The sequence below is a fragment of the Bradyrhizobium sp. 33ap4 genome (genome assembly GCF_032654765.1).
GTDB lineage: Bacteria > Pseudomonadota > Alphaproteobacteria > Rhizobiales > Xanthobacteraceae > Bradyrhizobium > Bradyrhizobium australafricanum.
The window spans coordinates 1-23026 of sequence record NZ_JAUMTJ010000050.1 but is presented as its reverse complement, the minus strand read 5'-3'; the positions used below and the strand labels follow the sequence as shown (position 1 = coordinate 23026).

Genomic DNA, 23026 nt, shown 5'->3' with positions numbered 1-23026 from the left:
CGGTTCTGCCCCATGGTCTCTTGTTCAGAAGTTGCTGGCGCCCCCTACTCTCGATCCAGCGGCCATGCTTTGGTCAAAACTGCGTTGAGTGTTTGGCAGGGGTCATCGACTTGGCGAAAATACGATCGCCCTCCTTCGGGTGACATGGAACCGGGTGCCAGGTCGTTCCCTACCGCATTCTTGAGGTGCCCACCGCAAAGGCTTGTGATGGAACGGGCAAGGTTCGATAAGGCCGGGATTTTCGCTTTTGGCGATGCTCGGAGCGCTGTGACCTACTCGATCGAACTTTTTATCGTCACCGCGATCTACGGGAGCCTTGCGGCCTCCGCACATTTCCTTCCCGCTATCAATCCGACCGCGACACCGCTGTGGCCGCCAACCGGGGTTGCGCTCGCGCTTATGCTGCTGCGTGGCTACCGGATCTGGCCCGCGATCCTAGTGGGCGCCGTCGCGCCTTACCTGATAACCGACCGATCGCTCCTGGAATTTGTCGCCGCCGGGATCGGCACCCTCCTTGCTGCACTGGCCGGGACATGGCTGATCGGACGCTGGTCGAACGGTTGCCAGACGTTTGCCACGCCATCCGGTGTCGCAAAGTTTGCAGGCGTCTCCTTTGCGCCGACCGCGATGATCAGTTCATTCTCCGCCTTGGCCGGATCCATCTTCGTCAACGAACCGAGCTTTCCCGATTCCGTCGCCGCCGGGCTGACCTGGTGGCTTGCCGACGCAGCCGCGATCCTGGTGATTGCTCCGGTCATCGTGCTCTGGGCGATGATGCCCTTACGGATTTCCTCCAGATGGGATCTGTTGGAATCGATCGCAGTTATCGCCCTCGCTGGTCTCATTGGGATCGTAGCCTACAGCCCGCTCATCGGCAGTGACCTCGTCAGCGACGATCTCAACGTGGCGTTGCCGCATCGCAGCCTGCTGGGTTTTCTGGCTTTGCTCCCGTTGATCTGGACCGGTCTGCGCGGCAATCGATGCACCGCGGCTACGGCTGCGCTCATTTTCACCGGAATCGCAGTCTGGGGTTTCGCGTTCGGTAATGATCCGTTTCCGAAAACGGATCCGAACGGAGCATTGTTGTCACTGCTCGTGCTTTCGATCACCGTATCGGCCCCCTCTCTTGCCCTGGCAGCGGCAATCGCCACGCGTCACACCGCGGAAGCCCATCTGCTTTCCGTGCAGGACCAGTTGAACGGTCAACTTGAACGGAACGCTTCGGCGCTCGACAGCATCAGACGGCACTTCCAAACCCTTATCGAAGGCGTCGTCGATTATGCGATTTTTGCGCTTGATAGAGAAGGACACGTTACGAGTTGGAATAGCACCGCTCAAAAGATCATCGGCTACACCTCGGAAGAAATCATCGGCAAGCATTTTGGAATATTCTATCGGCCGGATGAACGCCGCGCGGGTTCGCCGACACACGCGCTGGAGACGGCAATCGAAAGAGGCAAGTACGACGTAGAGGGTTGGCGCATCAGAAAGAATGGTACGCCGTTCTTCATCACGGGCTCGGTCTCGTCGAGCCATGATGACTCAGGAAATCTGATCGGCTTTATCAGTATTCTGCGGGACGCAACCGAGCGACGCGACGCGGAGGAGAAGCTGGTTCAGGCACGCGAACAGCTCGCGATGTCGCAGAAAATGGAGGCAATCGGCAAGCTGACCGGCGGGATTGCACACGACTTCAACAATCTATTGATGATCATCGGAGGCAGTGCCCAGATCTTCACACGCCTGCTTGATCCAAAACTGCCCAAGGCAATTGAAGCCATACAGACCGCGGCCAAGCGCGGCGAAAGCCTCACCCGCCAATTGTTGACATTCTCTCGTCATCAGCATCTCAGCCCGACGGTCGTCGATCTGAATGCGTCCATCAAGAACATGCGGACCATGATCGAGAGCTCGCTGCGCGGGAACATCGTGTACAATGAGAACGTCGGCGAGGGTGTCGCGTCGGTCAAGGTGGACCTCGCCGAGCTGGAACTTGCGATCGTCAACATCGCCGTCAATGCGCGCGATGCAATGCCAAGCGGCGGCACGTTCACCTTATCCGTGCATGCGGTGACCGCGAACCAGGAAACCGGCGGCGATCGCCGCGCAAAGGCTTTCTTTGCGATCGCGCTTGGCGATACCGGCACCGGCATTCCGCCAAACCTGCTGTCCAAGATGTTCGATCCGTTTTTCACGACCAAAGAGGTCGGCAAGGGTACCGGGCTCGGCTTGTCCCAAGTCTATGGTTTCGCGCACCAGGCCGGCGGAACGGTGACGGCGGACAGCAAGGTTGGACAGGGAACAACGATTACAATCTACTTGCCGTCCTGCGCGGACGAGCAGGTCACCAGTAAAGAGCTGGCCGCTGCCAGAACAAGAGCAAGGCAGCCGCAGCGGCAGACGGTTCTCGTTGTCGACGACAGCCCCGAAGTGGCGGATGTGACTTCCTCGCTGTTCGAGCATCTGGGTTATGACACGATCTATCGAGATTCGGCCGAAGCGGCGCTGAAATTGCTCGACGCCGGTACAAAGATCGATCTCGTCTTCAGCGATATCGTCATGCCCGGGACCATCGATGGCGTCGGGCTCGCGAGAGAAGTCCGGTCGCGATACCCCGGTTTGCCGATCGCCCTTACAACCGGCTACAGCGATGCCGCAAAAGCAGCTCCGCCAAGTCTAAAAATACTCCGCAAGCCGTTCGATACCGACGCACTGAGAGATTTTATCCACGATCTTGCGCCGCCGCGACCACCGCGATCATCCGCCGCGCCCATGACGTCGAACACGACTGAAGCCTCGGGCAGAAATTGACCGGTCGCGCCATTGCAGAAGCAGCTCGTCGCGCAGCTTGGCGAAGCGTTGATCCGCACCATCGCCGCTGGTGGACATGACGGCTTCTAGCGATCCTGGAAGGCCAGCCGCGCGCCAAGCGCGACCAGGATGCTGCCGCCGATCCGCTGCATGATGCGCTGCGACCGCTTCGAGCGCTGCAGCTTCGACATCACGGCGCTGGCGAAAAACACGCAGACGATGTCGACCGCCGAGAAGGTCAGATTTACCGTTGTGCCAAGCAGAAACAGCTGGGCCCAGACCGGCAGGCTGGCCGACGCATCGACGAATTGCGGCAGGAACGCCAGGAAGAAGATCGCCGTCTTCGGATTGAGCACCTCGACGACGATGCTTTGCGCGAAGGCGCGCTCCGCGGAGAGCGGCGCAAGTGTGGGGCGCTTTGCATTGTCGCGGTCGCGGAACAGCGACAGCCCGAGCCAGACCAGATAGGCCGCACCGGCAAGCTTCATCGCCATGAACAACGGCGGCACCGCATGAAACAGCAGCGCGAGGCCGGCCGCCGCGGCGACGACATGGACATAGCCGCCGAGATGCAGCCCGAGCGAGGCCATCAGCCCCGCGCGCCGGCCGCCTGCCAGCGTGCGGGCCGCGGCATACAGCATGGCGGGACCCGGGATCAGCGCGAAGGTCGCGGTCGTGATCGCGAAGGCGAGGTACAATTCCATGTGTGGGCGTCAATCTCTGCGGGCGCAACTTCCTCCGCCGTCATTGCGAGCGAAGCGAAGCAATCCATCTGCCCGCAAATGCCGATAGATGGATTGGTTCGTCGCTATCGCTCCTCGCAATGACGGTCTGGAATTTGTTCAAGGCGTCTCAGCTCGCCGGAATCATTGCCGCGACCTCGCGATCAGTCGGATTGTCGCTGGCCTCAAGCCCCGCGATCACGCCGGCGCGATCCTCGAGCTTGCGGTTCTGGCTCATCTTCTTCTTGGCATCGATCCGCGTGATTGGCATCCGGAAGCCGACGATCCCGCGCAGCTGCGCCTTGATGAAATCACCAGGCGCGTCACTGACCTGCCAGGCTTCCGGGCGCGAAGTCTCGTGCAGCTCGGTCAACCGGGTCACGACGTCCAGCAGACGATCGGCATTCTCGAAGAACTCGGCCGCGCCATAGGCGTGGACGGCGACGTAATTCCAGGTCGGCACCACCTTGCCGTGCTCGGCCTTGGTCGCATACCAGGACGGCGTCACATAGCCGTCGGGCCCCATGAAGATCGCCATCGCCTCGCCGACCGCGGCCAGCTTCCACTGCGGATTGGGCCGCGCGACGTGACCGTACAGCGTGCCGTAGTAGCCCTCGTTCTCATTGAGGATCAGCGGCAGCGGCGTGCCGATCAGGCCGTCGGCGGTTGCGGTGACCAGCGTCGCAAGCTTTGAGGCCCGCATCGCGGCGTGGATCGGACCGAGCTCATCCATCTTGAAATGCGGCGGCAGGTACATTGCGAACCTCTTGGCAGACACTCTGGCAGGCCTGATCAATTGCTGCTCGCACCATAGCGTTGAATTGGCCTATGATAAGAGCCACTTTCGATCATCTTGATTGGTCCACTATGCCCCGCCTGCGCGCCACGATCAGCATCCCTTCGCTCCGGGCCGTCGACCGCGCCGCCGGACAGGTCGGGCGCCAGATCGCGCAGGCCCTGCGCGCCGCGATTGCGAGCGGCGAGCTGAAGGCCGGGGATTTTCTGCCGTCGACGCGCGCGCTGTCGGCCTCGCTCGGCGTCGCGCGCGGCACGGTGACGGAGGCCTTCGAGCAGTTGCTGGCCGAGGGCTATCTGGAATCGCAGGTCGGTGCCGGCACCCGCGTCGCGCCGACGCTTGCCGAGCAGGCACGGCCCGTCGTGGTCAATCGCAAGCCTAACAAATCAGTGCCGATCCGGTTGCCGCCGCGCGCGGCGCGGCTTGCCAAAGTGGCGGCGGCCTTCAGGCCGATGCCGGAGGTCCCGTTTGCGATCGCGGTCCCCGGCGGCGCGGTCGCGCCCGACGACCATTGGCGCCGCCTCGGCAACCGCGTGCGCGCATCGCGCGCCGCGGCGCCTGCGAGCTATGGCGATCCGCGCGGCCTGATCGAGCTGCGGCAGGCGATCGCCGACTATGTGCGCAAATCCCGCGCGGTGCATTGCGAGCCCGAGCAGGTCGTGATCACGGCCGGCACCCAGCAAGGCCTCTATCTCGCCGGCCGCGTGCTGCTGTCGTCAGGCGATCCTGTCTGGGCCGAGGATCCCGCCTATCCCGGCATGACCGCCGTGCTCGACGATCTCGATCTCGTCACCACGCGCGTTGGCGTCGATGCGCAGGGCATCGACGTCGATGCCGCCACCGCCGCGTGCCCGCACGCACGCGCGGCGTTCGTGACGCCGTCGCATCAATATCCGCTGGGCATGCCGATGAGCATGGCCCGCCGCAATGCGCTGGTGGCGTGGGCGCAACGAAGCAATGCGTGGATCGTCGAGGACGATTACGACAGCGAGCTGCGCTACGCCGGGCATCCCTTCCCGTCGATGCAAGGCCTCGCCCCATCGCGGGTGATCTATTTGGGCACGCTGAGCAAGGTGCTGTTTCCCTCGCTGCGGCTCGGCTATGTCGTGGCGCCTTCGCCGCTGATCGACGCTTTCGCCGGCGCGCGGGCGCTGCTCGACCGGCATTCGCCGACCGCCGACCAGCATGTGCTGGCAGCCTACATGCGCGAGGGGCTGTTCGAGGCGCATATCAGGCGCATTCGCGGCGTCTACGCCGCACGGCGTGCGACGCTGATCGCGGCGCTGACGCGTCACATGCCTGGTGACGTCACGCTGCAGCCGAGCGACCAGGGCATGCATCTGCTGTTGTGGCTGCCAGAGCGCTTCGACGATGTGCAATTGGCAAAATCAGCGCTTGCCGCCGGCATCGTCGTGCGGCCGATTTCGCCGATGTACCAAGCCGCACCACGCCCCGGCCTGATGCTCGGCTTCGGCGGGTTCGAACCGGAGGAGCTGGAAGCGGCGACGCTACGGCTGCGGCGCGCAATCGATCAGCACACGTCGCCGCGGCGGACCAAGCCACGCCGCGCGGACGCGTCACACTGATTTGCTGCCCGGATTACTGCTCGAACGCCGCCTTGAGGCGGTTGAGCTGCGGCACCAGCGGGTTGCCGATCGACGAGCGATCCGGCGCCGGCGCGTGGATCGTGGTGTCGAGGCGGCGGACGCGCGCCTGCAGATCCATCGAGCGGGCGATCAGCTGCTGCAATTGCTCCGGCAGCTTGGTCACCATGTCGGCCGGGCCGGGATCGGCGGCCGACAGCTTCACCTTGGTCTTTTCGCGATTGGCCTGGGTCAGCGTCATCTCGCCTTCCTTGACCGCGCGATGCAGCAGCAGCCAGGAGGCGAGCTGCATCAGCCGTGTGGTCAGGCGCATGCTTTCGGTGGCATAGGTCAGGCTCACGGACCGTTCGAGCGCCTTGGCCTCGGCACGTCCGTCGCCGTCGAGATAGGCGGCGGTCTGCTCGACCAGATCCATGCCTTCCCGGAACAGCACGCCGAATGCCGCAGAATTAGTCAGCCGCTCACTGAACAGCACAAGCCCGGCTTCGCTCTGGGAACGATCGGCCATGGTTAACGCCCTCACACCACCGTAACGCCCGCTGGCATCTGACGCGCCAGCTTATGATGAACAAATCATTGCGCGGGCGCGCCGAAGAGTCCAGCCGCAACCGGATTTATGGTTTCCAGCCGCTAGGACGCACAAAAAAGAGCCGCCGTTTCCGGCGGCTTTGAAGTTGATAACAGGGAGGCGTCAAACAGAGTGGACAGGAGCCACTCGGTGTCCAAACGAGGACAATGCAGTCATAATCGAGAAAGCTTAACCGATCGTAAATGAACGGATTTCTTGACACTTTGTTTGCCATGTCGGCCATTGACCTAGTTTGGGACAGGCCTCTTCTCCTTCCCCTTGAGAGGGGAAGGTCGGGATGGGGGTCAACCGCAGGCGACGGCGTATGTGAAGAGAGCTGATCCCCACACGCTTTGCTCTGGCGAGCAAAGCGACCTCCCCTTTTCAAGGGGAGGTGGAGCCGCGTAGCCCGGATGGAGCGCAGCGAAATCCGGGAACGGTCCATCCGCGGATAGCGCGGCTCCCGGATTGCGCTTCGCTTCATCCGGGCTACGACAGAAATGATGGCGCAGCGCTACGACTTGAAGAACGCGTTGGCGGCGTCCTTCGACGCGCGCTTCTTCGTCATCGCCTCTTTCAGGCGATCGACTTCGGCGTTGAGCAGCGCGATGCGCTCCGTCAACTCCTCGACCGACAGCAGCGAGAGATCCTGGCCGATCTCATGGCTGATTTTCTTCCGCGGCCGGTCCTCATCCTCAATCGGCATGTGTCTTCCCCGCGATGCTGATCTGGCGTCCTGCGTCCAGCGATGATAGATATCCGTCCAGAGGAGAATTTTGCAGTGACTTTCGTGTGCGCGCAACATCTGACGCGAATGCCCCGGCCCGACCGCAAGGAGTCTGACCGGACGGGATAGTTGCGCGCCTGCGCGCGAGGCATGAGCCGACCCCAAGCCCTTCCGGTCACGCGGGAGGGCTTTTTGATTTTCCGCTTTGATTCTTGCGGGGTCGGCATCACCGAACGCGAAAGACCTTAATCCATGACCAAGATTCTCATCACCAGCGCGCTGCCCTACGTCAACGGCGTCAAGCATCTCGGCAATCTCGTCGGCTCGCTGCTGCCCGCCGACGTCCACGCCCGCTTCCGCCGGCAGACCGGCTGCGACGTGCTCTTCATCTGCGCGACCGACGAGCACGGCACACCGGCCGAGCTCGGCGCCATCGAGGCCGGACAGGATGTCCGGGCGTTCTGCGACGCACAGCACGCCGTCCAGGCCGACATCTATCGGCGCTTCGGCCTGTCCTTCGATCATTTCGGCCGCACCAGCTCGCCGCACAACCATGCGCTGACTCAGCACTTCTATCGCCGGCTCGATGACGCCGGGCTGATCGAAGCACGCACCTCCCGACAGGTGTTCTCGCCGGCCGACCGGCGCTTCCTGCCAGACCGCTACGTGCTCGGCACCTGTCCGCATTGCGGCGACGCCGGCGCGCGCGGCGATCAATGCGACCATTGCGGCACGCTGCTCGACCCGCCGGACCTCATCGATCCCCGCTCGGCGCTATCCGGCAACCGCGCGCTCGAGATCCGCGACAGCCGTCATCTGTATCTGCGCCAGTCGCAGCTGGTCGACAGCATCGGCGCATGGATCGACAGCCGCACCGGATGGCCGCCCTTCGTGGTGTCGACCGCGAAGGGCTGGCTCAATGCCGAGCTGCGCGACCGCTGCATCACGCGCGATCTCGCCTGGGGCATCGCGGTGCCGCGCGACGGCTTCGACGGCAAGGTGTTCTATGTCTGGTTCGACGCGCCGATCGGCTACATCGCGGCGACGCAGGAATGGGCCGACGCCGCGCCAGGCCGCGACTGGCGGCAATGGTGGTGGCAGGCCGATGACGTCAGCTACATCCAATTTCTCGGCAAGGACAACATCCCGTTCCACACCGTGAGCTTTCCGGCGACGCTGATCGGCTCCGGCGAACCGTGGAAGACCGCCGATGTGATCAAGGGATTCCACTGGCTGAATTACGAGGGCGGCAAGTTCTCGACCAGCAGGAAGCGCGGCATCTTCACCGATGCGGCGCTGGCGGAATTGCCCGCCGATCTCTGGCGCTGGTGGCTGATCGCCAACGCGCCGGAGAGCGCCGACACCGATTTTGGCGTCGCCAGATTCGTCGCCGACGTGAACAAGGATCTCGCCGATATCTTCGGCAATCTCGCCAACCGCATCATCAGCTTCGCGCATCGCGCCTTCGACGGCCGCATCCCGGATGGTGGCGCTCCCGGCGATGCCGAGCGCCAACTCGCGCTTGAACTGGAGCAGCGCATCGCAGCGCTGCACCGCCATCACACGGCGCTGGAATTTCGCGCAGCGGCAGCCACGACCCGCGCGATCTGGGACACCGCGAACGCTTATCTGCAGCACGCAGCACCCTGGACGGCGATCAAGTCCGATCCGGCACGCGCGGCAGTCATCACCCGCACCGGGCTCAATCTTGTCGCGCTCAGCGCCACGCTGGCGTGGAGCATCGTGCCTGATCTCGCGGCGCGCGTACTTGGCGCGCTCAGTTGCGACGATGTGATCCCGCGCTGGCCCACTGGCCCACTCCTCCCGCTGCTGGATCGCGGCGCGGGCACGCCGGTCGCTAGGCTCGGGCCGCTGGTCGAGAAAATCACGCCTGAGAGAGCCGACCAGCTCACGACGCAGTTCGGGCTTTAATGGCGTTTCGCTTCGGTGGAAAAGGCGGTATGCCATCCGCCGATCCTCTCCACTGACCAGGGACCAGCCATGCCAAATCTGCCCGCGCAAATGACCGTCGTTGCCATCAGCAAGCCGGGTGGCCCTGAGGTGCTGGTGCCGGAGACCCGCGCGGTGCCGGTGCCGAAGGCCGGCGAGATTTTGGTCAAGGTCGCGGCCGCCGGCGTCAATCGTCCCGACGTCGCGCAGCGCTCCGGCTCCTATCCGCCGCCGCCCGGCGCCAGCGACCTGCCCGGCCTCGAAATCGCGGGCGAAGTGGTCGCGCTCGGCGAAGGCGCAAAGCACAAGATCGGCGACAAGGTGATGTCGCTGGTCGCCGGCGGCGGCTACGCGCAATATTGCATCGCGCAGGACGCGCAGGCGATGACCGTGCCGCCCTCGCTGTCGATGCAGGAAGCCGGCGCGATTCCGGAAACGCTGATGACGGTGTGGCACAATGTGTTCGAGCGCGGCGCGCTGCAGGCCGGGGAGACGCTGCTGATCCACGGCGGCTCGTCCGGTATCGGCACGATGGCGATCCAGCTTGCCAAGGCGTTCGGCGCCAAGGTGATCGTCACCGTCGGCTCGCAGAACAAGGCCGATGCCTGCCTCAAGCTCGGCGCCGATCACGCGGTCAATTACAAGACCGAGGATTTCGTCGAGGCGGTGAAGAAGGCCACCGGCGGCAACGGCGCCAATGTCATCCTCGACATGGTGGGCGGCGATTATATCGACCGGAACTATGACGCCGCCGCGGTCGAGGGCCGCATCGTCCAGATCGCGTTCCTGTCGGGAACACCGAAGGCCACGGCCAATTTCGCCAAGCTGATGGTCAAGCGGCTCCACCACACCGGGTCGACCCTGCGCCCCCGTAGTAATGCGGACAAGGCGGCGATGGTCGCGGCGATCGAGGCGAAGGTGCTGCCCTTGCTGCGCGAAGGCCGCGTCAAACCGCTGATGGACAGCACATTCCCGCTGGAAAAGGCCGCCGACGCGCACCGGCGCATGGAGACCAGCGAACATATTGGCAAAATTGTGTTGGTGGTTTAACCCTCGCGACGGAAGCAGGGGCGGAAACCCTTTGATTCCCTTCGCTTTCGTGTCATTTATCGCGCCACCGCCGGGCCGGTCGCCGGGTCCGGTCAGTTTGTCGATCGCGGAGTACTGACATTGCGTCTGATCAGGTGCCTTGCGCTGCTCGCGCTGGGCCTCATGATGTTTGCCGCCGCGCCTGCCGCGTATGCGATCGACGCGGTCAGCGTGCGCAGCGATGCGCCGGCGATCGATTTGACGGCGGTTCTCGACCATCAGCGCAGTGAAGCCGACCGCATCCAGGTCTCCACCGCCCCCGGAACCGACGGCATCGTGCGCCGCATCGAGGTTCGCGCCCGCGAAGGCGGCCAGAACTGGGTGGTGTTCGCGCTCGCCAACAACACCGACGACCAGCTCGACCGCCTGATCGTTGCGCCGCACTACCGCATCGTGTCGTCCGGCCTGCTGTGGCCCGACCTCGGCCTGTCGCGCATCGCCACCATCACTCCGTCGGTCGGCGATCGTCCCGAGCGGCAGGAGAGCCCGACCGCCGACGTGTTCCGCATCACGCTCGATCCCGGCGCCGTCGTCACCTATGTCGCGGAACTGCGCACCGACAAGCTGCCGCAGCTCTATCTGTGGGAACCCGACGCCTACAAGGACAAGGTCAATTCGTTCACGCTGTACCAGGGCATCGTGATCGGCATCTCGGGCCTGCTCGCGCTCGTGCTCACGATCTTGTTTGTGGTCAAGGGCAGCATCATGTTCCCGGCCGCCGCGGCGCTGGCCTGGGCGGTGCTGGTCTATATCGGCGTCGACTTCGGCTTCTGGGGCAAGGTGCTCGACATGTCGAACAACGCCGAGCGCGTCTGGCGCGCGGCGGGCGAGGCGATCCTCGCTGCGACACTGCTGGTGTTCCTGTTCGCCTATCTGAATTTGAGCAGATGGCACGTCCGCTACTCGCACATCACGATCGGCTGGCTGGTCTTCCTCGGCTCGCTGGTCGCGCTGGCGCTGTTCGATCCCGCGGTCGCCTCCGGCATCGCGCGCATGTCGCTGGTGATGATCGCCTTCGCCGGCTTCGCGCTGATCGTCTATCTCTCGACCCACGGCTTCGACCGCGCGGTGCTGCTGATCCCGACCTGGTTCCTGCTGGTGGTCTGGGTGGTCGCGGCCGGCATGACGGTCGCCGGCTCCGTCACCAACGACATCGTCGGCCCGGCGCTGCTCGGCGGCCTGGTGCTGATCGTGATGCTGATCGGATTCACGGTGATGCAGCACGCCTTCGCCGGCGGCGGCGCCACCACCGGCGTCGTCTCCGATGTCGAGCGCCGCGCGCTGGCGCTGACCGGCTCCGGCGACTTGATCTGGGATTGGGACGTGTCAGCCGACAAGGTGTTCACCAGTCCCGAGACCGAGGCCCTGCTCGGCCTCAAGCGCGGCACGCTGGAAGGCCCGGCGGCGAAATGGCTCGAGGTGCTGCACCCGCTCGACCAGGACCGCTTCCGCGCCGCGCTCGACAGCGTGCTCGACCAGCGCCGCGGCCGCCTGGTGCAGGATTTCCGGCTGCGCACGCCCGACGGCCACTTCATGTGGTTCGCGCTCAAGGCGCGGCCGGTGGTCGGCTCCGACGGCGAGGTCTCGCGCGTGGTCGGCACGCTCACCGACGTCACCGAGTTCAAGAACTCCGAAGAGCGGATGCTTCATGACTCCGTCCATGACAACCTGACCGGCCTGCCGAACCGCCGGCTGTTCATGGACCGCCTCGGCGCAGTGGCGAATCTCGCCAAGACCATGCCGAACCTGCGGCCGACCTTGATGGTGATCGACCTCGACCGCTTCAAGCAGGTCAACGATTCCGTCGGGATCGCGGTCGGCGATTCCATTTTGCTGACGCTGGCGCGGCGGCTGACCCGCATCCTCAAGCCGCAGGACACGCTGGCCCGCATGGCCGGCGACCAGTTCGGCCTGATCCTGCTGTCGGAGCAGGACCCGGCACGGATCACCAATTTCGCCGAGACCATCCGCAAGACCATCCGCGCCCCGATCGCGTTCAACGACCGCGAGATCTTCCTGACCGCCTCGATCGGGCTTGCGCTGTCCGACCCGGCGGCACCGCTGACCGACGAGATCATCAAGGACGCCGAGCTTGCGATGTATCATTCCAAGCGGATCGGCGGCGACCGCATCGACGTCTACAAGCCGGCGATGCGGGCGCGCAAGACCGACCGCCTGACGCTGGAGAGCGACCTGCGCCGCGCCATCGAGCGGCAGGAGATCACGATCCTGTACCAGCCGATCGTGCGGCTGGAGGATCGCGCGATCGCCGGCTTCGAGGCGCTGGCGCGCTGGGACCATCCCAAGCTCGGCCGGATGTCACCGTCGGAGTTCATCAACGTCGCCGAGGAGACCGGCCTGATCGTCGATCTCGGCATGTTCGTGATGGACCAGACCGCGCGGCAGCTCGCGGTGTGGCAGCGCGCGATGCGCGCCCGCGAGCCGATCTTCGCGTCGGTCAACGTGTCGTCGCGGCAGCTGCTGCGCCACGATCTGATCCACGATATCCGCACCGTGCTGTCGCGCTCCTCGGTGGCGCGCGGCACGCTGAAGCTGGAGCTGACGGAATCGCTGGTCATGGAGAATCCGGAGCACGCCGCCCAGATGCTGGCGCGGATCCGCGAGCTCGGCACCGGGCTGTCACTCGACGATTTCGGCACCGGCCACTCCTCGCTGTCCTATCTGCAGCGCTTCCCGTTCGACACCATCAAGATCGACCAGTCCTTCGTCCGCACCACCAGCCGCGGAACCCGCCCGGTGATCCTGAAATCGATCATCGCGCTGGCGCACGATCTCGGGATGGAGGTGGTGGCGGAAGGCGCCGAGACGGATTCGGATGCCGTCGAGCTCTACCAGCTCGGCTGCGAATACGCCCAGGGCTTTGCCTTCGGAGAGCCGATGGACGCCGATGCGGCGACCCGGCTGCTCACCGAGGAACGGCTGGAAGCCGCGAGCTAACTCTTGTCGTCCCGGCCTCGTGCGCAATTGCGCACGGGAGCCGGGACCCATACGCCGCGGCCCATCCATGACGCGCTGGGGCCGGTTGCCTTCGTAACAACAACGCCCTGTGGTTATGGGTCCCGGCGTTCGCCGGGACGACGGTTAGGCATGCGCTTGAACCTGACGCTCTTGCCGTCGGCCTGGCGGGTGGCGATGTAGCCGGCCTCGAGGCAGGCCTCGCGCTGCGGCATCTTCTCCTGCGGGCTGCGCAACGTCTCCCACCACGAGGCCCGGTGCGCGGCGCGCGGCAGCGCCGCATCGATGATCGCCTCGATCTCCTCGAAGGTCAGCACGAATTCGGGCAGATGCTGCTTCTTCAGATAATCCCGCAGTGCGTCGTAGTCGTTCACAACGTCCTCGATGACAAAAGTCCGGCAACCACCCGTTAACCCATTCGGCCGCTGCTGTCGCCATTTAAGGCGACAACAAGATTTCCCGTTGCATGACGGCGCATTGGAGCGGGACATGTCATTTCGACGGGGAAACGACGCAAGGCGGCGCTGGCGACTATCGGCAAAGCTGCTGATCGCGGCGTCGATTGCGACTGTCCTCGGCTTCTCCGCGGTCTGCGCCGGCGTGATGTTCGACATGCGCCGCGGCGAGGAGGAACTGGCCCGCCGCACCCTGGAGAATCTGGCGTCGGGGATCGAGGCCGACATCAGCCGCAACATCGAGCTCTACGACCTGTCGCTGCGCGCGGTCGCCAGCAATCTCGAGATGCCGGAGATCCGCAATATCAGCAAGGAACTGCGCCAGCTGATCCTGTTCGATCACGCCGCGACCGCAAAACATTTCGGCGCGATCCAGGTGTTCGACACCAAGGGCAATTTGACCATCGACGCGGCGAGCCTCGATCCACGGCCGGAGAACCGCAGCGACGAGGAGTATTTCACGGTCCAGCGCGACAATCCCGATGCCGGGCTTTACATCAGCCGGCCGATGCTGCATCGCGGCGCCTACGCCATCGTGCTGAGCCGGCGCATCGTCGACGACGAGGGCCGCTTCCTCGGCGTCGTGGTCGGCTCGATCCGCTTCAGCTATTTCCACGATCTGTTCGGGCGGCTGAACCTCATGCCGGGCGACACCATCACCGTGCTGCGCAACGACCGCACCATCATCATGCGGACGCCGTTCGATCTCGACGTGATCGGCAAGAACCTCGCGGAGCAGCTCGACTGGAAGGCCGAGAACCTGAAGGTGGGCGGCGCCTTCTCCGGCAAGGGCCCGGTCGACGACATACCGCGGCTCTATGTCAGGCGCAGCAGCTCCGGGCCGCTTTACGTGGTGGTCGGCAAGCCGCTCGAAGCCGTCTTCAACCTCTGGCGCACCGAGGCCATTCGCATCGGCGCGATCATGGCGTTTCTGATCCTGTTCGTGCTCAGCGCAACGCTGGTGCTCGCCCGCGAGATCGTCCGCCGCGCCGACGCCGAGGACAAGCTCGAGGAGATGGCGACCACCGACGCCCTCACCGGCCTGAAGAACCGGCGCAAGTTCGACGGCGAGATCGAGCGCGAATGGCGCCGTGCCGGCCGCTACGGCCAGCCGGTCGCGCTCTTGATGATCGATGCCGATCATTTCAAGGCCTACAACGACACCTATGGGCATCAGGCCGGCGACCAGGTGCTGGTCGGGATCGCGATCTGCATTTCGGACGCGGTGCGCCGCGCCGGCGATTGCCCGGCGCGCTTCGGCGGCGAGGAGTTCGCCGTGCTGCTGCCCAACATGACCGCGCTCGAGGCCTTCAACCTGGCCGAGACCATCCGCCGCAAGGTCCAGCAATGGTGCGCGGGCGAACTGATCACGACAGTCAGCATCGGCGTCGCCAGCATGCGGCCGACCGCGGGCCAGCAATGGTCCGATCTGATCGAGGCCGCCGACAAGGCGCTCTACGCCGCCAAGGCCAACGGCCGCAACCAGTCGGTGCTCGCAACCGTGCCGAAGATCGCGCTGGTGGCGTGAGGGGCCAAGCGGGCGTCACAAGCAATCAGTTAGACGCGAAGCCCTCTCCGCATCGTCGTCCCGGCGAAGGCCGGGACCCATAACCACAGGCGTTCGTTGTCGAAGCGAGCTGCGGCTCCAGCGTTAGGCAACAATGAGCATTCGGGGTAATGGGTCCCGGCCTTCGCCGGGACGACGGTGAGGATGTGGCACGGCTTGTGACTCACACATCCGCACGCCAACTCAGCCCCGCCGCTTCTTCTTCGGCTTCTTGCCGAACTTCGGTTTCGCCGACACATCCGGCCACTGCGTGGGTCCGGCGTGGCTGGACTTGCCCGGATGCTTCTTTTTCTTTCCGAGCCGCGGCTCCTCGCCGGATTTCGGCCTGAAGCCTTTTCCGTCCCAATCGGATCGGAACGAGTCCCTGGATTCCTTCTTTGACGCGTATTCCTGACGCGAACCGCTCGCGCCTTCGCTCGAAAACGCTCTGGCCTCGCGGTCCGGCGTGCCGCGCCGCTTTCCTGCACCCTCGGCGCGCGGCGCGCCGTATCCGCCGTCGTCATCACCGCGCCAGGGCTTGCGCGCCGGCTTCTCGCGCACCTCTCCCTGCGGCGCGCCCGCCAGCGGCTCGATGCGGATGCTGTCTTCCTTGTCCGGACGCTTGATCTTGACCGCGAAGGAATCCGCGACCCGCGCGGCGATCTCGAATTCGGTGCTCGTATCCATGATCTTGATCGCGCCGATGTCGCGCTTGTCGATGCCGCCACGGCGGCAGATCATCGGCAGCAGCCAGCGGGCTTCGGCGCTCTTCCGGCGTCCGATCGCGGCGCGGAACCAGACGGTCGCCTCCTCCATGCCGTGACGCGCGGAGGACTTGCCGGTCTTCGATCGCGGCCCGGCGGCACGATCATCGCGGCGCGAGGCGCGCTCGCCGCGACGATCGTCGCGGTCCCGACCGCGTCCCTCGCCGGGATCGAGAATGTCTTCGGGCGCAGGCAGCCGCGCACGGTAAAGCCGGGCGAGCGCTGCGGCAATCGCCTCGGGCGCGCGTTCGGCGAGCAAGGCCTGCGCCAGCGCCAGATCATCTGACGTCGCCTCTTCGGAGAACACTGCATCCTGCAGCAGGCGATCATGGTCGAGCTTGCGGATCTCCTCCGCCTGCGGCGCGGAGCCCCAGACCACATCGATGCCGGCGAGGTCGAGCAGCAATTCGGCGCGCCGCCGCCGTGCCGGCGGCACCAGCAGGATGCTGACACCCTTGCGGCCGGCGCGGCCGGTGCGGCCCGAGCGATGCTGCATGACCTCCGGATCTTTCGGCAGATCCGCGTGAATGACGAGATCGAGGCTCGGCAGGTCGATGCCGCGCGCCGCGACGTCGGTCGCGACGCAAACCCGCGACCGTCCGTCGCGCAACGCCTGCAGCGCCTGGGTCCGCTCGTTCTGGGTCATTTCGCCCGACAGCGCGGCGACGGAGAACCCGCGCTCGAGCAGCGCCGCCTGCAAATGCCTGACGGCCTCACGCGTGTTGCAAAACACCAGCGCGCTCGGCGCCTCATGGAAACGCAGCACGTTGACGACGGCGTGCTCGACATCGTCGGCGGCCACCCGGATGGCGCGGTACTCGATATCGGCATGGCCGCCTTCGTCACCCGCGACCTCGATCCGGAACGCCTGCTCCTGATACTGCTTGGCAAGCGCGACGATGCCGCGCGGAAACGTCGCCGAGAACAGCAAGGTGCGGCGGGTGTCCGGCGTGGTCTCGAGGATGAATTCCATATCCTCGCGGAAACCGAGATTGAGCATTTCATCGGCCTCGTCGAGCACGACGACCTTGAGTTCCGAAATGTCGAGACGGCTGCGCCGCAAATGGTCGCACAACCGGCCGGGCGTCCCGACCACGATGTGGGCGCCCTGGCAAGCTCGCGCTGCTCGCGGCGCGGGTCCATGCCGCCGACACAGGAGACGACGCGGCCGTCGGCGTGTTCATAAAGCCAAGCAAGCTCGCGCTGGACCTGCAAGGCGAGCTCGCGGGTCGGCGCGACGATCAGGGCCAGCGGGGCGGCAGCCGGCTCGAACCGCTCGGCGCCGTCGAGCAGGTCCTTTGCCATGGCTAGGCCATAGGCAACGGTCTTGCCCGAGCCGGTCTGGGCCGAAACCAGGAGATCGCGGTCCACAGCGTCGTCCGCGAGCACGGCGAGCTGGACCGGGGTCGGTTGATCGTAGTTGCGCTCAGCCAAGGCGCGGGCGAGCGGCGAACTTGTGGTCGGAAAGGGCACGAGATGGGAAACCTTGATTGGTCCGGGCGCAGAACGTCGAGCGCGACGACCTGGAGCTGCGTACCCGGCAGGCGGCACAGCCGCATGACGATTTGGGGTGCTTTACGCCAAGAAGCGCCAAATCGCCATGCCCCCGTCGCAGAAAAGTTGGCGCCCGGATCAGGCGGCCTGCCCGATCCGGGCCGTAGGGCTGGTCAGCGCGATGGCGGGTGACGGCTTCGCCTAACCTGCAAGACCGTCCGGTCGGCGACAGCCGCCGCTACTTTGCCGCCTTGGCGCATTTGAGAGGTCAAGAGGAACGAGAACGGGGCAAGCACCGTTGCGGGACTCTCTGGACGCCGCATCACTTCGCCTTGAGCGCCTTCTCGTGGCTCTCGAGCGCCGCTGTCATCAGCTTCGGCAATTGCGCGGCATAGACCTCGATGAAGGTGGCATCGCCGCAGGCCTCCGGATCGCGCGCGGCCTGCTCGGCGATGCGCGCGGCCCTGGCCTCGCATTTCGCGAACAGGTGCCAGAACCAGTCCGCGTTCTTGCCGAGTGCCGGCTTGTTCTTCTTGATGACGGCGGCGCCGACCGCGCTCATCGCGCTGACGACGCCGGCGCCCAGCGTGCTGATGGCGCGCGCGTTGAGGATGTCCTCGCGCCCTTGCGCGGTGGCGTTGGTGGCGGTCGCTCGTCCCTTGGCCGGCATGCTGTGAGCTCCTTCGATCCCTGCGGCGGATGCAGCATCGGCCGCGGAAGTTGAGGAAAGCTCAAGGGGCATGGTTGAGAACCGCTATGGATTTCATTCCGGTTTTATGCGCTTCCGAGCGATCGGGCCTGGAGGGGCGTTTTGCCCTCTTCTCTGCGCGGGAATCCGTCAGGCGTCGTTACCCTTTGGCGCCGTAGCGGCGGATCAGCTGACCGGCGACATCGTCGAGATCATTGCCGACGACCTGCGGCTGCGGGCCGACGCCGAGGACATCGTTGCCGGGACGCTTGATCAGCGCGGCCTCCCAGCCGGCCGCGACCGCGCCCAGCGTGTCCCAGGTGTGGCAGGCGATCAGGCAGAACTCCGAGGGCTTTGCCCCGAGCTCCTTCTCGACATAGCCATAGGCCTGCCGCGACGGCTTGTGATGCTTGACGCCGTCGGCGGAGAAGCGCCGCTCGAACAGATCGACGATGCCGCCATGGGTCAGCTGCCGGGTCTGCACCTCGAGCAGATTGTCGGTCAGCGTGAACAGGCGGAAACCCGCCGCGCGCAGCCTGCGCAGCGCGCCGGGCACTTCGCCGTGCGGCGGCATGGTGGAGAATTTCTCGGTCAGCTCCTGCTTGTCGGCATCGTCGATCCTGATGCCGCGGGTGTCGGCCAGCATCTTCATGACCGCGGCGCCGATATCGGTGAACGGCACGTAGCACCCCGCGACAGTGAGCGAGGCCGAGTACATGATGAAGTTCGCGAACCACAGCCGCATCGCGCTCCTGTCGTTGAAGATGCGCGCGAACACCGGCTCCATGGTCTCGAGGTCGAGCAGGGTTTCGTTGACGTCGAACACGATCAGGGGAAGTGCCGCCATTTTGTTGGGCTCCTGTTGGTCTTTGTTTTGAGCATGATCTTTTCGGAAAACCGCTACGCACTTTTCCGGATCATGCTTTGGTGGTCTCAGCCCCTGTCCTTCATCCGGCTGCGGTGCGCGGCCTGCTTGGCGCGGTTGCCGCAGATCGCCATGCTGCACCATCGGCGCGCCCGCGCCCGCGTGTGGTCGGCAAACATCAGCGTGCAGGCCGGGCCCTCGCACGCCTTGATGTCGGAGAAGCTTTCCTCGCAGACGACCCTGGCCATCGCTTCCCCGATCGGCAGCAGCAATGTTTCGGCCGAACGCCAGCGCCGCGTCCGCTCCAGCGCGAAACCGTCATGGCCGCCATCGCCGTCCTTGTGGCGATGCGCCACGATCCGGCTGAACGCCTGATCGCTTTCCAGCAGCCGGTTCAGCGGCTCGATCTCCTTGAGCGCACGCGGCGCCAGCGGCCGGCCCATATGCTTGCGCACGAAGCCGCGGAACCACTCGCGCAAATCGCGGGCCTGACCGGCGACGTCGTCGAGCTCGCCCGGCGTCGCGCACGCCTTGAGCTCGTCGAGCACATCGGGCGGCACCAGCTGCGCCTGCGCGAGCCAGCGCAGCAGGCCGTCGCCATCGCCGATCCAGTCGACCGGCGTATCGACCGGGGTCGCAATCGAATTGATGAAATCGATGCCCAGGCTGTCTGCGATGAACATCGCGGGCGGATGGGATTGCACGGTGGCGACCTCCTGGCGGCTTTCTGACGGCTTCCTCAGTCACGGAAATAGTAACCTGATAAAATTCATTTGACAAGTTACGTGTCCTGGACCATAAGCGCGATAACCTGGCAAACAGTATTTTAGAGGTTACCGCCAAAACAGACCTGAAACGAGGGAGCGGACAATGTCGAACAAGGATGTCAGCGTGGTGCTTGCGCATGGCGCGTGGGCCGACGGCTCGAGCTGGGCGCGGGTGATCACGGCGCTCGACGCCGAGGGCATTACAGCGGTGGCGGCGCCGCTGCCCCTCACCTCGCTCGCCGACGACGTCGCCGCGCTGAACCGCACTCTGGACCGCGTCGCGGGCCCGGTGGTGCTGGTTGGCCATGCCTATGCCGGCGCCGTGATTGCCGAGACCCGCTCGCCGCGCGCCAAGGCGCTGGTCTATGTCGCGGCGCTGGCGCCGGATGAAAGCGAGACGGTCGCCGACGTATTCTACCGGCTGCCGCCGCATCCGTTCGCGCCGAAGCTCGCGCCCGACGCCAATGGCCTGATCTGGCTCCCAGAGTCCGCTTTCGCAGCGGCCTTTGCGCAAGGCGCGCGGTCCGAGGACCTCGCGGTGCTCGCCGCGGTGCAGCGGCCGATCTCGCCGGCCTGCATCACCGTCCCGGTCGGCCGCCCCCTGTGGAAGGACGTCCCGAGCTGGTTCCTGGTTGCCGAGGACGACCGGATGATCGCGCCCGAGACCCAGCGCAGCATGGCGGCGCGGATGCAGGCGACCGTGCGCTCACACCCCGTCGACCATACCCCGATCGTCACCGCGCCGAAGCTCGTCACCGACATCATCCGGGAAGCAGTCGAGAACGTTACAGAGCACTGACCTCTTCCCACGATTTCGGACAGGAGAGCTGCCATGCAGGAGAAACGTCTCTCGGCCGACCGGCTCGGCGCGTTTTCCGATGCGGTGATCGCCGTCATCATCACGGTGATGGTGCTCGAGTTGAAGGCGCCGGAGGGCTCGCGGTTCGCCGACCTGCTGCCGCTATGGCCGACCGCGATCAGCTACGCCGCGAGCTATCTGTTCATCGCGGTGATCTGGGTCAATCATCACCATCTGCTGCATCTGGTGCGGCAGCCGACGCCGCGGTTGATCTGGCTGAACTTCGTGCATCTGTTCGCGGTTTCACTGCTGCCGTTTGCCACCGCATGGGTCGCGCGATCGCACATGGCCGCCGCGCCGGTGGTGGTCTATGCAGTCATCTTCCTGCTGATCGATCTCGCCTATCTCGCCTTCGAGCGCACGGTGCTGACGCAGGCAGACCAGAGCCTGATCTCCGAGCGCGTGCGGACATGGACGCAGCGCCGCACCTTGCTCGCCGTGCTGGTGTTCGCGGCCGGCGCCGCCATCGCCCCGTTCATGCAGCTGCTGGGCTTTGCCACCGTGTGCTGCGCCCTGCTGCTCTATCTGCGTCCCGAAGCGATCAGCGGGCTCGCGAAGCAAATCAAATCCTAAGTCCCGGAACTCACCAACGCACGATCACAAGGAGTGACAGATGTCCCAGGTCAAATACCGCATTGCCGATGTCGACGGCTTTAACATCTTCTATCGCGAAGCCGGTTCGCCCGGCGCGCCAAAGCTGCTGCTGCTGCACGGCTTCCCGAGCGCCGGCCACATGTTCCGCGATCTGATCCCGCAGCTCGCGGACAAATTCCACATCGTGGCGCCGGATTTGCCCGGCTTCGGCCAGTCGGACATGCCGCCGCGCGACAAGTTCAACTACACTTTCGACAGCATCGCCGGCGTCATCGATCGCTTTACCGAGGTGATCGGCTTCGATCGCTTCGCGGTCTATGTGTTCGATTATGGCGCGCCGACCGGCTTCCGCCTGGCGGTCAAGCATCCGGAGCGGATCACGGCGATCATCTCCCAGAACGGCAACGCCTATCAGGAAGGCCTCAGCGACGGCTGGACGCCGATCAAGGCCTATTGGCAGGATCCCTCGCCGGCGAACCGCGACGCCTTGCGTGCGTTCCTGACGCCGGAGACCACGCGCTGGCAGTACACCCACGGCACATCAGATCCGCAAACGGTGTCGCCGGACGGCCAGAACCTCGACAACTACTACATGGCGCGGCCCGGCGCGCACGACGTGCAGCTCGATCTGTTCGGCGACTACAAGAGCAACGTCGCGCTCTACCCCACCTTCCAGACTTACTTCCGCACCCACAAGCCGCCGTTCCTCGCGGTGTGGGGCAAGAACGATCCGTTCTTCCTGCCGCCGGGCGCCGAGGCGTTCAAGCGCGACAATCCGAAGGCGGTCGTCAAATTTTTCGACACCGGCCACTTTGCGCTGGAAACGCACGCCGCCGAGATCGCGCAGGCTATCCGCGAGTTCCTGAACCGCTGACTCAAGGATGTCGGCACCCACAACTCTATCCGCGTCTTTGCGAGCGAAGCGAAGCAATCCATAGCTCCGCACAACGGAAGGATGGATTGCTTCGTCGCTGTCGCTCCTCGCAATGACGGGCTCACATCCACTCAGTCGCGCCGACCACTGCAAGGAAGTACACATGACTACATCCGTCGCCATCGTGACCGGCGCCAGCTCCGGCATCGGACGCGCCGCCGCGCTGCGGCTCGCGCGGGATTTTTCCGCCATCGTCCTCGTCGCGCGCAGCGGCGAGAGGCTGCGCGAGGCCGCTCAGGAGATCGAAAGACGCGGCAGCACGCCGCTGGCGCTCGAGCTCGATCTCGCCGCGCCTGATGCCGCTGATGAAATCGTCAAGGCCACGCTGGATCGCTTCGGCCGCATCGACGCGCTGGTCAATGTCGCAGGCTCAGTGCCCGGGCTCGATCTGTTCGAGCTGACCGACCAGCAATGGGACGCCGGCCTCGCGCTCAAGTTTCACGGCGCGAGGCGGCTGACGATCCGCGCCTGGGACGCGCTGAAAGCGTCGCAAGGCGCTGTCATCTTCACGTCAGGCAATGCCGCCGTGCTACCCCGCGCCGGCGCCGCCGCGGTGGGCACGATCAACGCCGCGATCGAGGCACTTGCAAAAGCCTTCGCCGAGCGCGGCATCGACGACGGCGTGCAGGTGAACTGCGTGTCCCCGGGCGCCGTGATGACCGGCCGACGCCTCGCGATGCTGGAGAAGATCGCAGCGGGCAAGGCAGCTCGATGTCGACGCGGCCAAGGCCGGCCTCCTCAGAGCCTGACTGAAAAATGGGTGAGTGATCTCAGTGGGGTGTGATTCCATCGGATTTGCAAAGATTCGAGGGAGAGC

The 23026-nt window shown here is 65.1% G+C and carries 18 protein-coding genes and 1 pseudogene; 10 read left to right on the top strand and 9 right to left on the bottom strand.

Annotation, left to right across the window (positions count from 1 at the left end):
• Window positions 1-207 precede the first annotated feature (207 nt).
• On the top strand, window positions 208-2811 hold the full coding sequence (locus Q2M23_RS31380) for an MASE1 domain-containing protein (protein ID WP_316398110.1): 2604 nt from the start codon (window positions 208-210) through the stop codon (window positions 2809-2811).
• A gap of 86 nt (window positions 2812-2897) precedes the next feature.
• Here Q2M23_RS31380 and Q2M23_RS31375 read toward each other — a convergent pair whose 3' ends face one another.
• Window positions 2898-3515, bottom strand: a complete 618-nt coding sequence (locus tag Q2M23_RS31375) for a LysE family translocator (protein WP_316398109.1) — start codon at window positions 3513-3515, stop codon at window positions 2898-2900.
• 148 nt (window positions 3516-3663) lie between these two features.
• On the bottom strand, window positions 3664-4290 hold the full coding sequence (locus Q2M23_RS31370; RefSeq protein WP_316398108.1) for an FMN-binding negative transcriptional regulator: 627 nt from the start codon (window positions 4288-4290) through the stop codon (window positions 3664-3666).
• Between the two features lie 110 nt (window positions 4291-4400).
• Here Q2M23_RS31370 and Q2M23_RS31365 point away from each other — a divergent pair, with 110 nt between their 5' ends.
• The gene (locus tag Q2M23_RS31365; protein WP_316398107.1) at window positions 4401-5915 is read left to right on the top strand and encodes a PLP-dependent aminotransferase family protein; all 1515 of its coding nucleotides are present in this window, start codon (window positions 4401-4403) and stop codon (window positions 5913-5915) included.
• A gap of 13 nt (window positions 5916-5928) precedes the next feature.
• On the opposite strand, the gene Q2M23_RS31360 is transcribed toward Q2M23_RS31365, so the two are convergent.
• On the bottom strand, window positions 5929-6441 hold the full coding sequence (locus tag Q2M23_RS31360) for a DUF1465 family protein (protein ID WP_028340279.1): 513 nt from the start codon (window positions 6439-6441) through the stop codon (window positions 5929-5931).
• 574 nt (window positions 6442-7015) lie between these two features.
• The gene (locus Q2M23_RS31355; protein WP_016845225.1) at window positions 7016-7207 is read right to left on the bottom strand and encodes a DUF1192 domain-containing protein; all 192 of its coding nucleotides are present in this window, start codon (window positions 7205-7207) and stop codon (window positions 7016-7018) included.
• A 273-nt stretch (window positions 7208-7480) separates the two neighbouring features.
• On the opposite strand from Q2M23_RS31355, the gene metG reads away from it, so the two are divergent.
• The 3 genes from metG to Q2M23_RS31340 all read left to right on the top strand — a co-directional run bounded on the left by metG (window position 7481) and on the right by Q2M23_RS31340 (window position 13225).
• Window positions 7481-9160, top strand: coding sequence for a methionine--tRNA ligase (metG, locus tag Q2M23_RS31350; RefSeq protein ID WP_316398106.1), 1680 nt, complete (start codon window positions 7481-7483; stop codon window positions 9158-9160).
• A 69-nt stretch (window positions 9161-9229) separates the two neighbouring features.
• On the top strand, window positions 9230-10228 hold the full coding sequence (locus Q2M23_RS31345; RefSeq protein WP_316398105.1) for an NAD(P)H-quinone oxidoreductase: 999 nt from the start codon (window positions 9230-9232) through the stop codon (window positions 10226-10228).
• Window positions 10229-10348: 120 nt separating this feature from the next.
• Window positions 10349-13225, top strand: a complete 2877-nt coding sequence (locus Q2M23_RS31340; protein WP_076827342.1) for an EAL domain-containing protein — start codon at window positions 10349-10351, stop codon at window positions 13223-13225.
• Window positions 13226-13338: 113 nt separating this feature from the next.
• Here the strand turns inward: Q2M23_RS31340 and Q2M23_RS31335 are convergent, their stop codons facing one another.
• Window positions 13339-13617: a hypothetical protein gene (locus tag Q2M23_RS31335; RefSeq protein WP_057017704.1), complete on the bottom strand. Its 279-nt coding sequence runs from the start codon at window positions 13615-13617 to the stop codon at window positions 13339-13341.
• Window positions 13618-13732: 115 nt separating this feature from the next.
• Here Q2M23_RS31335 and Q2M23_RS31330 point away from each other — a divergent pair, with 115 nt between their 5' ends.
• Window positions 13733-15226: a sensor domain-containing diguanylate cyclase gene (locus Q2M23_RS31330; protein ID WP_229191450.1), complete on the top strand. Its 1494-nt coding sequence runs from the start codon at window positions 13733-13735 to the stop codon at window positions 15224-15226.
• A gap of 222 nt (window positions 15227-15448) precedes the next feature.
• On the opposite strand, the pseudogene Q2M23_RS31325 reads toward Q2M23_RS31330, so the two are convergent.
• From Q2M23_RS31325 to Q2M23_RS31310, 4 genes and pseudogenes are all read right to left on the bottom strand, one after another.
• Window positions 15449-17481: pseudogene (locus tag Q2M23_RS31325) on the bottom strand (DEAD/DEAH box helicase).
• A 343-nt stretch (window positions 17482-17824) separates the two neighbouring features.
• Complete coding sequence (locus tag Q2M23_RS31320) at window positions 17825-18172, bottom strand: hypothetical protein (protein ID WP_057017701.1); 348 nt, start codon at window positions 18170-18172, stop codon at window positions 17825-17827.
• A gap of 178 nt (window positions 18173-18350) precedes the next feature.
• Entirely contained in the window at window positions 18351-19037 is a 687-nt protein-coding gene (locus tag Q2M23_RS31315) for a haloacid dehalogenase type II (RefSeq protein ID WP_076827335.1), read from the bottom strand.
• Window positions 19038-19123: 86 nt separating this feature from the next.
• Window positions 19124-19738, bottom strand: a complete 615-nt coding sequence (locus Q2M23_RS31310) for a CGNR zinc finger domain-containing protein (RefSeq protein ID WP_316398133.1) — start codon at window positions 19736-19738, stop codon at window positions 19124-19126.
• A 187-nt stretch (window positions 19739-19925) separates the two neighbouring features.
• Between Q2M23_RS31310 and Q2M23_RS31305 the strand changes: the two genes are divergently transcribed.
• The 4 genes from Q2M23_RS31305 to Q2M23_RS31290 all read left to right on the top strand — a co-directional run bounded on the left by Q2M23_RS31305 (window position 19926) and on the right by Q2M23_RS31290 (window position 22993).
• The gene (locus Q2M23_RS31305; RefSeq protein WP_316398104.1) at window positions 19926-20621 is read left to right on the top strand and encodes an alpha/beta hydrolase; all 696 of its coding nucleotides are present in this window, start codon (window positions 19926-19928) and stop codon (window positions 20619-20621) included.
• 33 nt (window positions 20622-20654) lie between these two features.
• Entirely contained in the window at window positions 20655-21254 is a 600-nt protein-coding gene (locus tag Q2M23_RS31300) for a TMEM175 family protein (protein WP_253588761.1), read from the top strand.
• 40 nt (window positions 21255-21294) lie between these two features.
• Window positions 21295-22149 (top strand): alpha/beta hydrolase, encoded by an 855-nt coding sequence (locus tag Q2M23_RS31295; protein WP_316398103.1) that lies wholly within the window; start codon window positions 21295-21297, stop codon window positions 22147-22149.
• 163 nt (window positions 22150-22312) lie between these two features.
• Window positions 22313-22993: an SDR family NAD(P)-dependent oxidoreductase gene (locus tag Q2M23_RS31290; protein ID WP_316398102.1), complete on the top strand. Its 681-nt coding sequence runs from the start codon at window positions 22313-22315 to the stop codon at window positions 22991-22993.
• The last annotated feature ends 33 nt before the right edge of the window (window positions 22994-23026 follow it).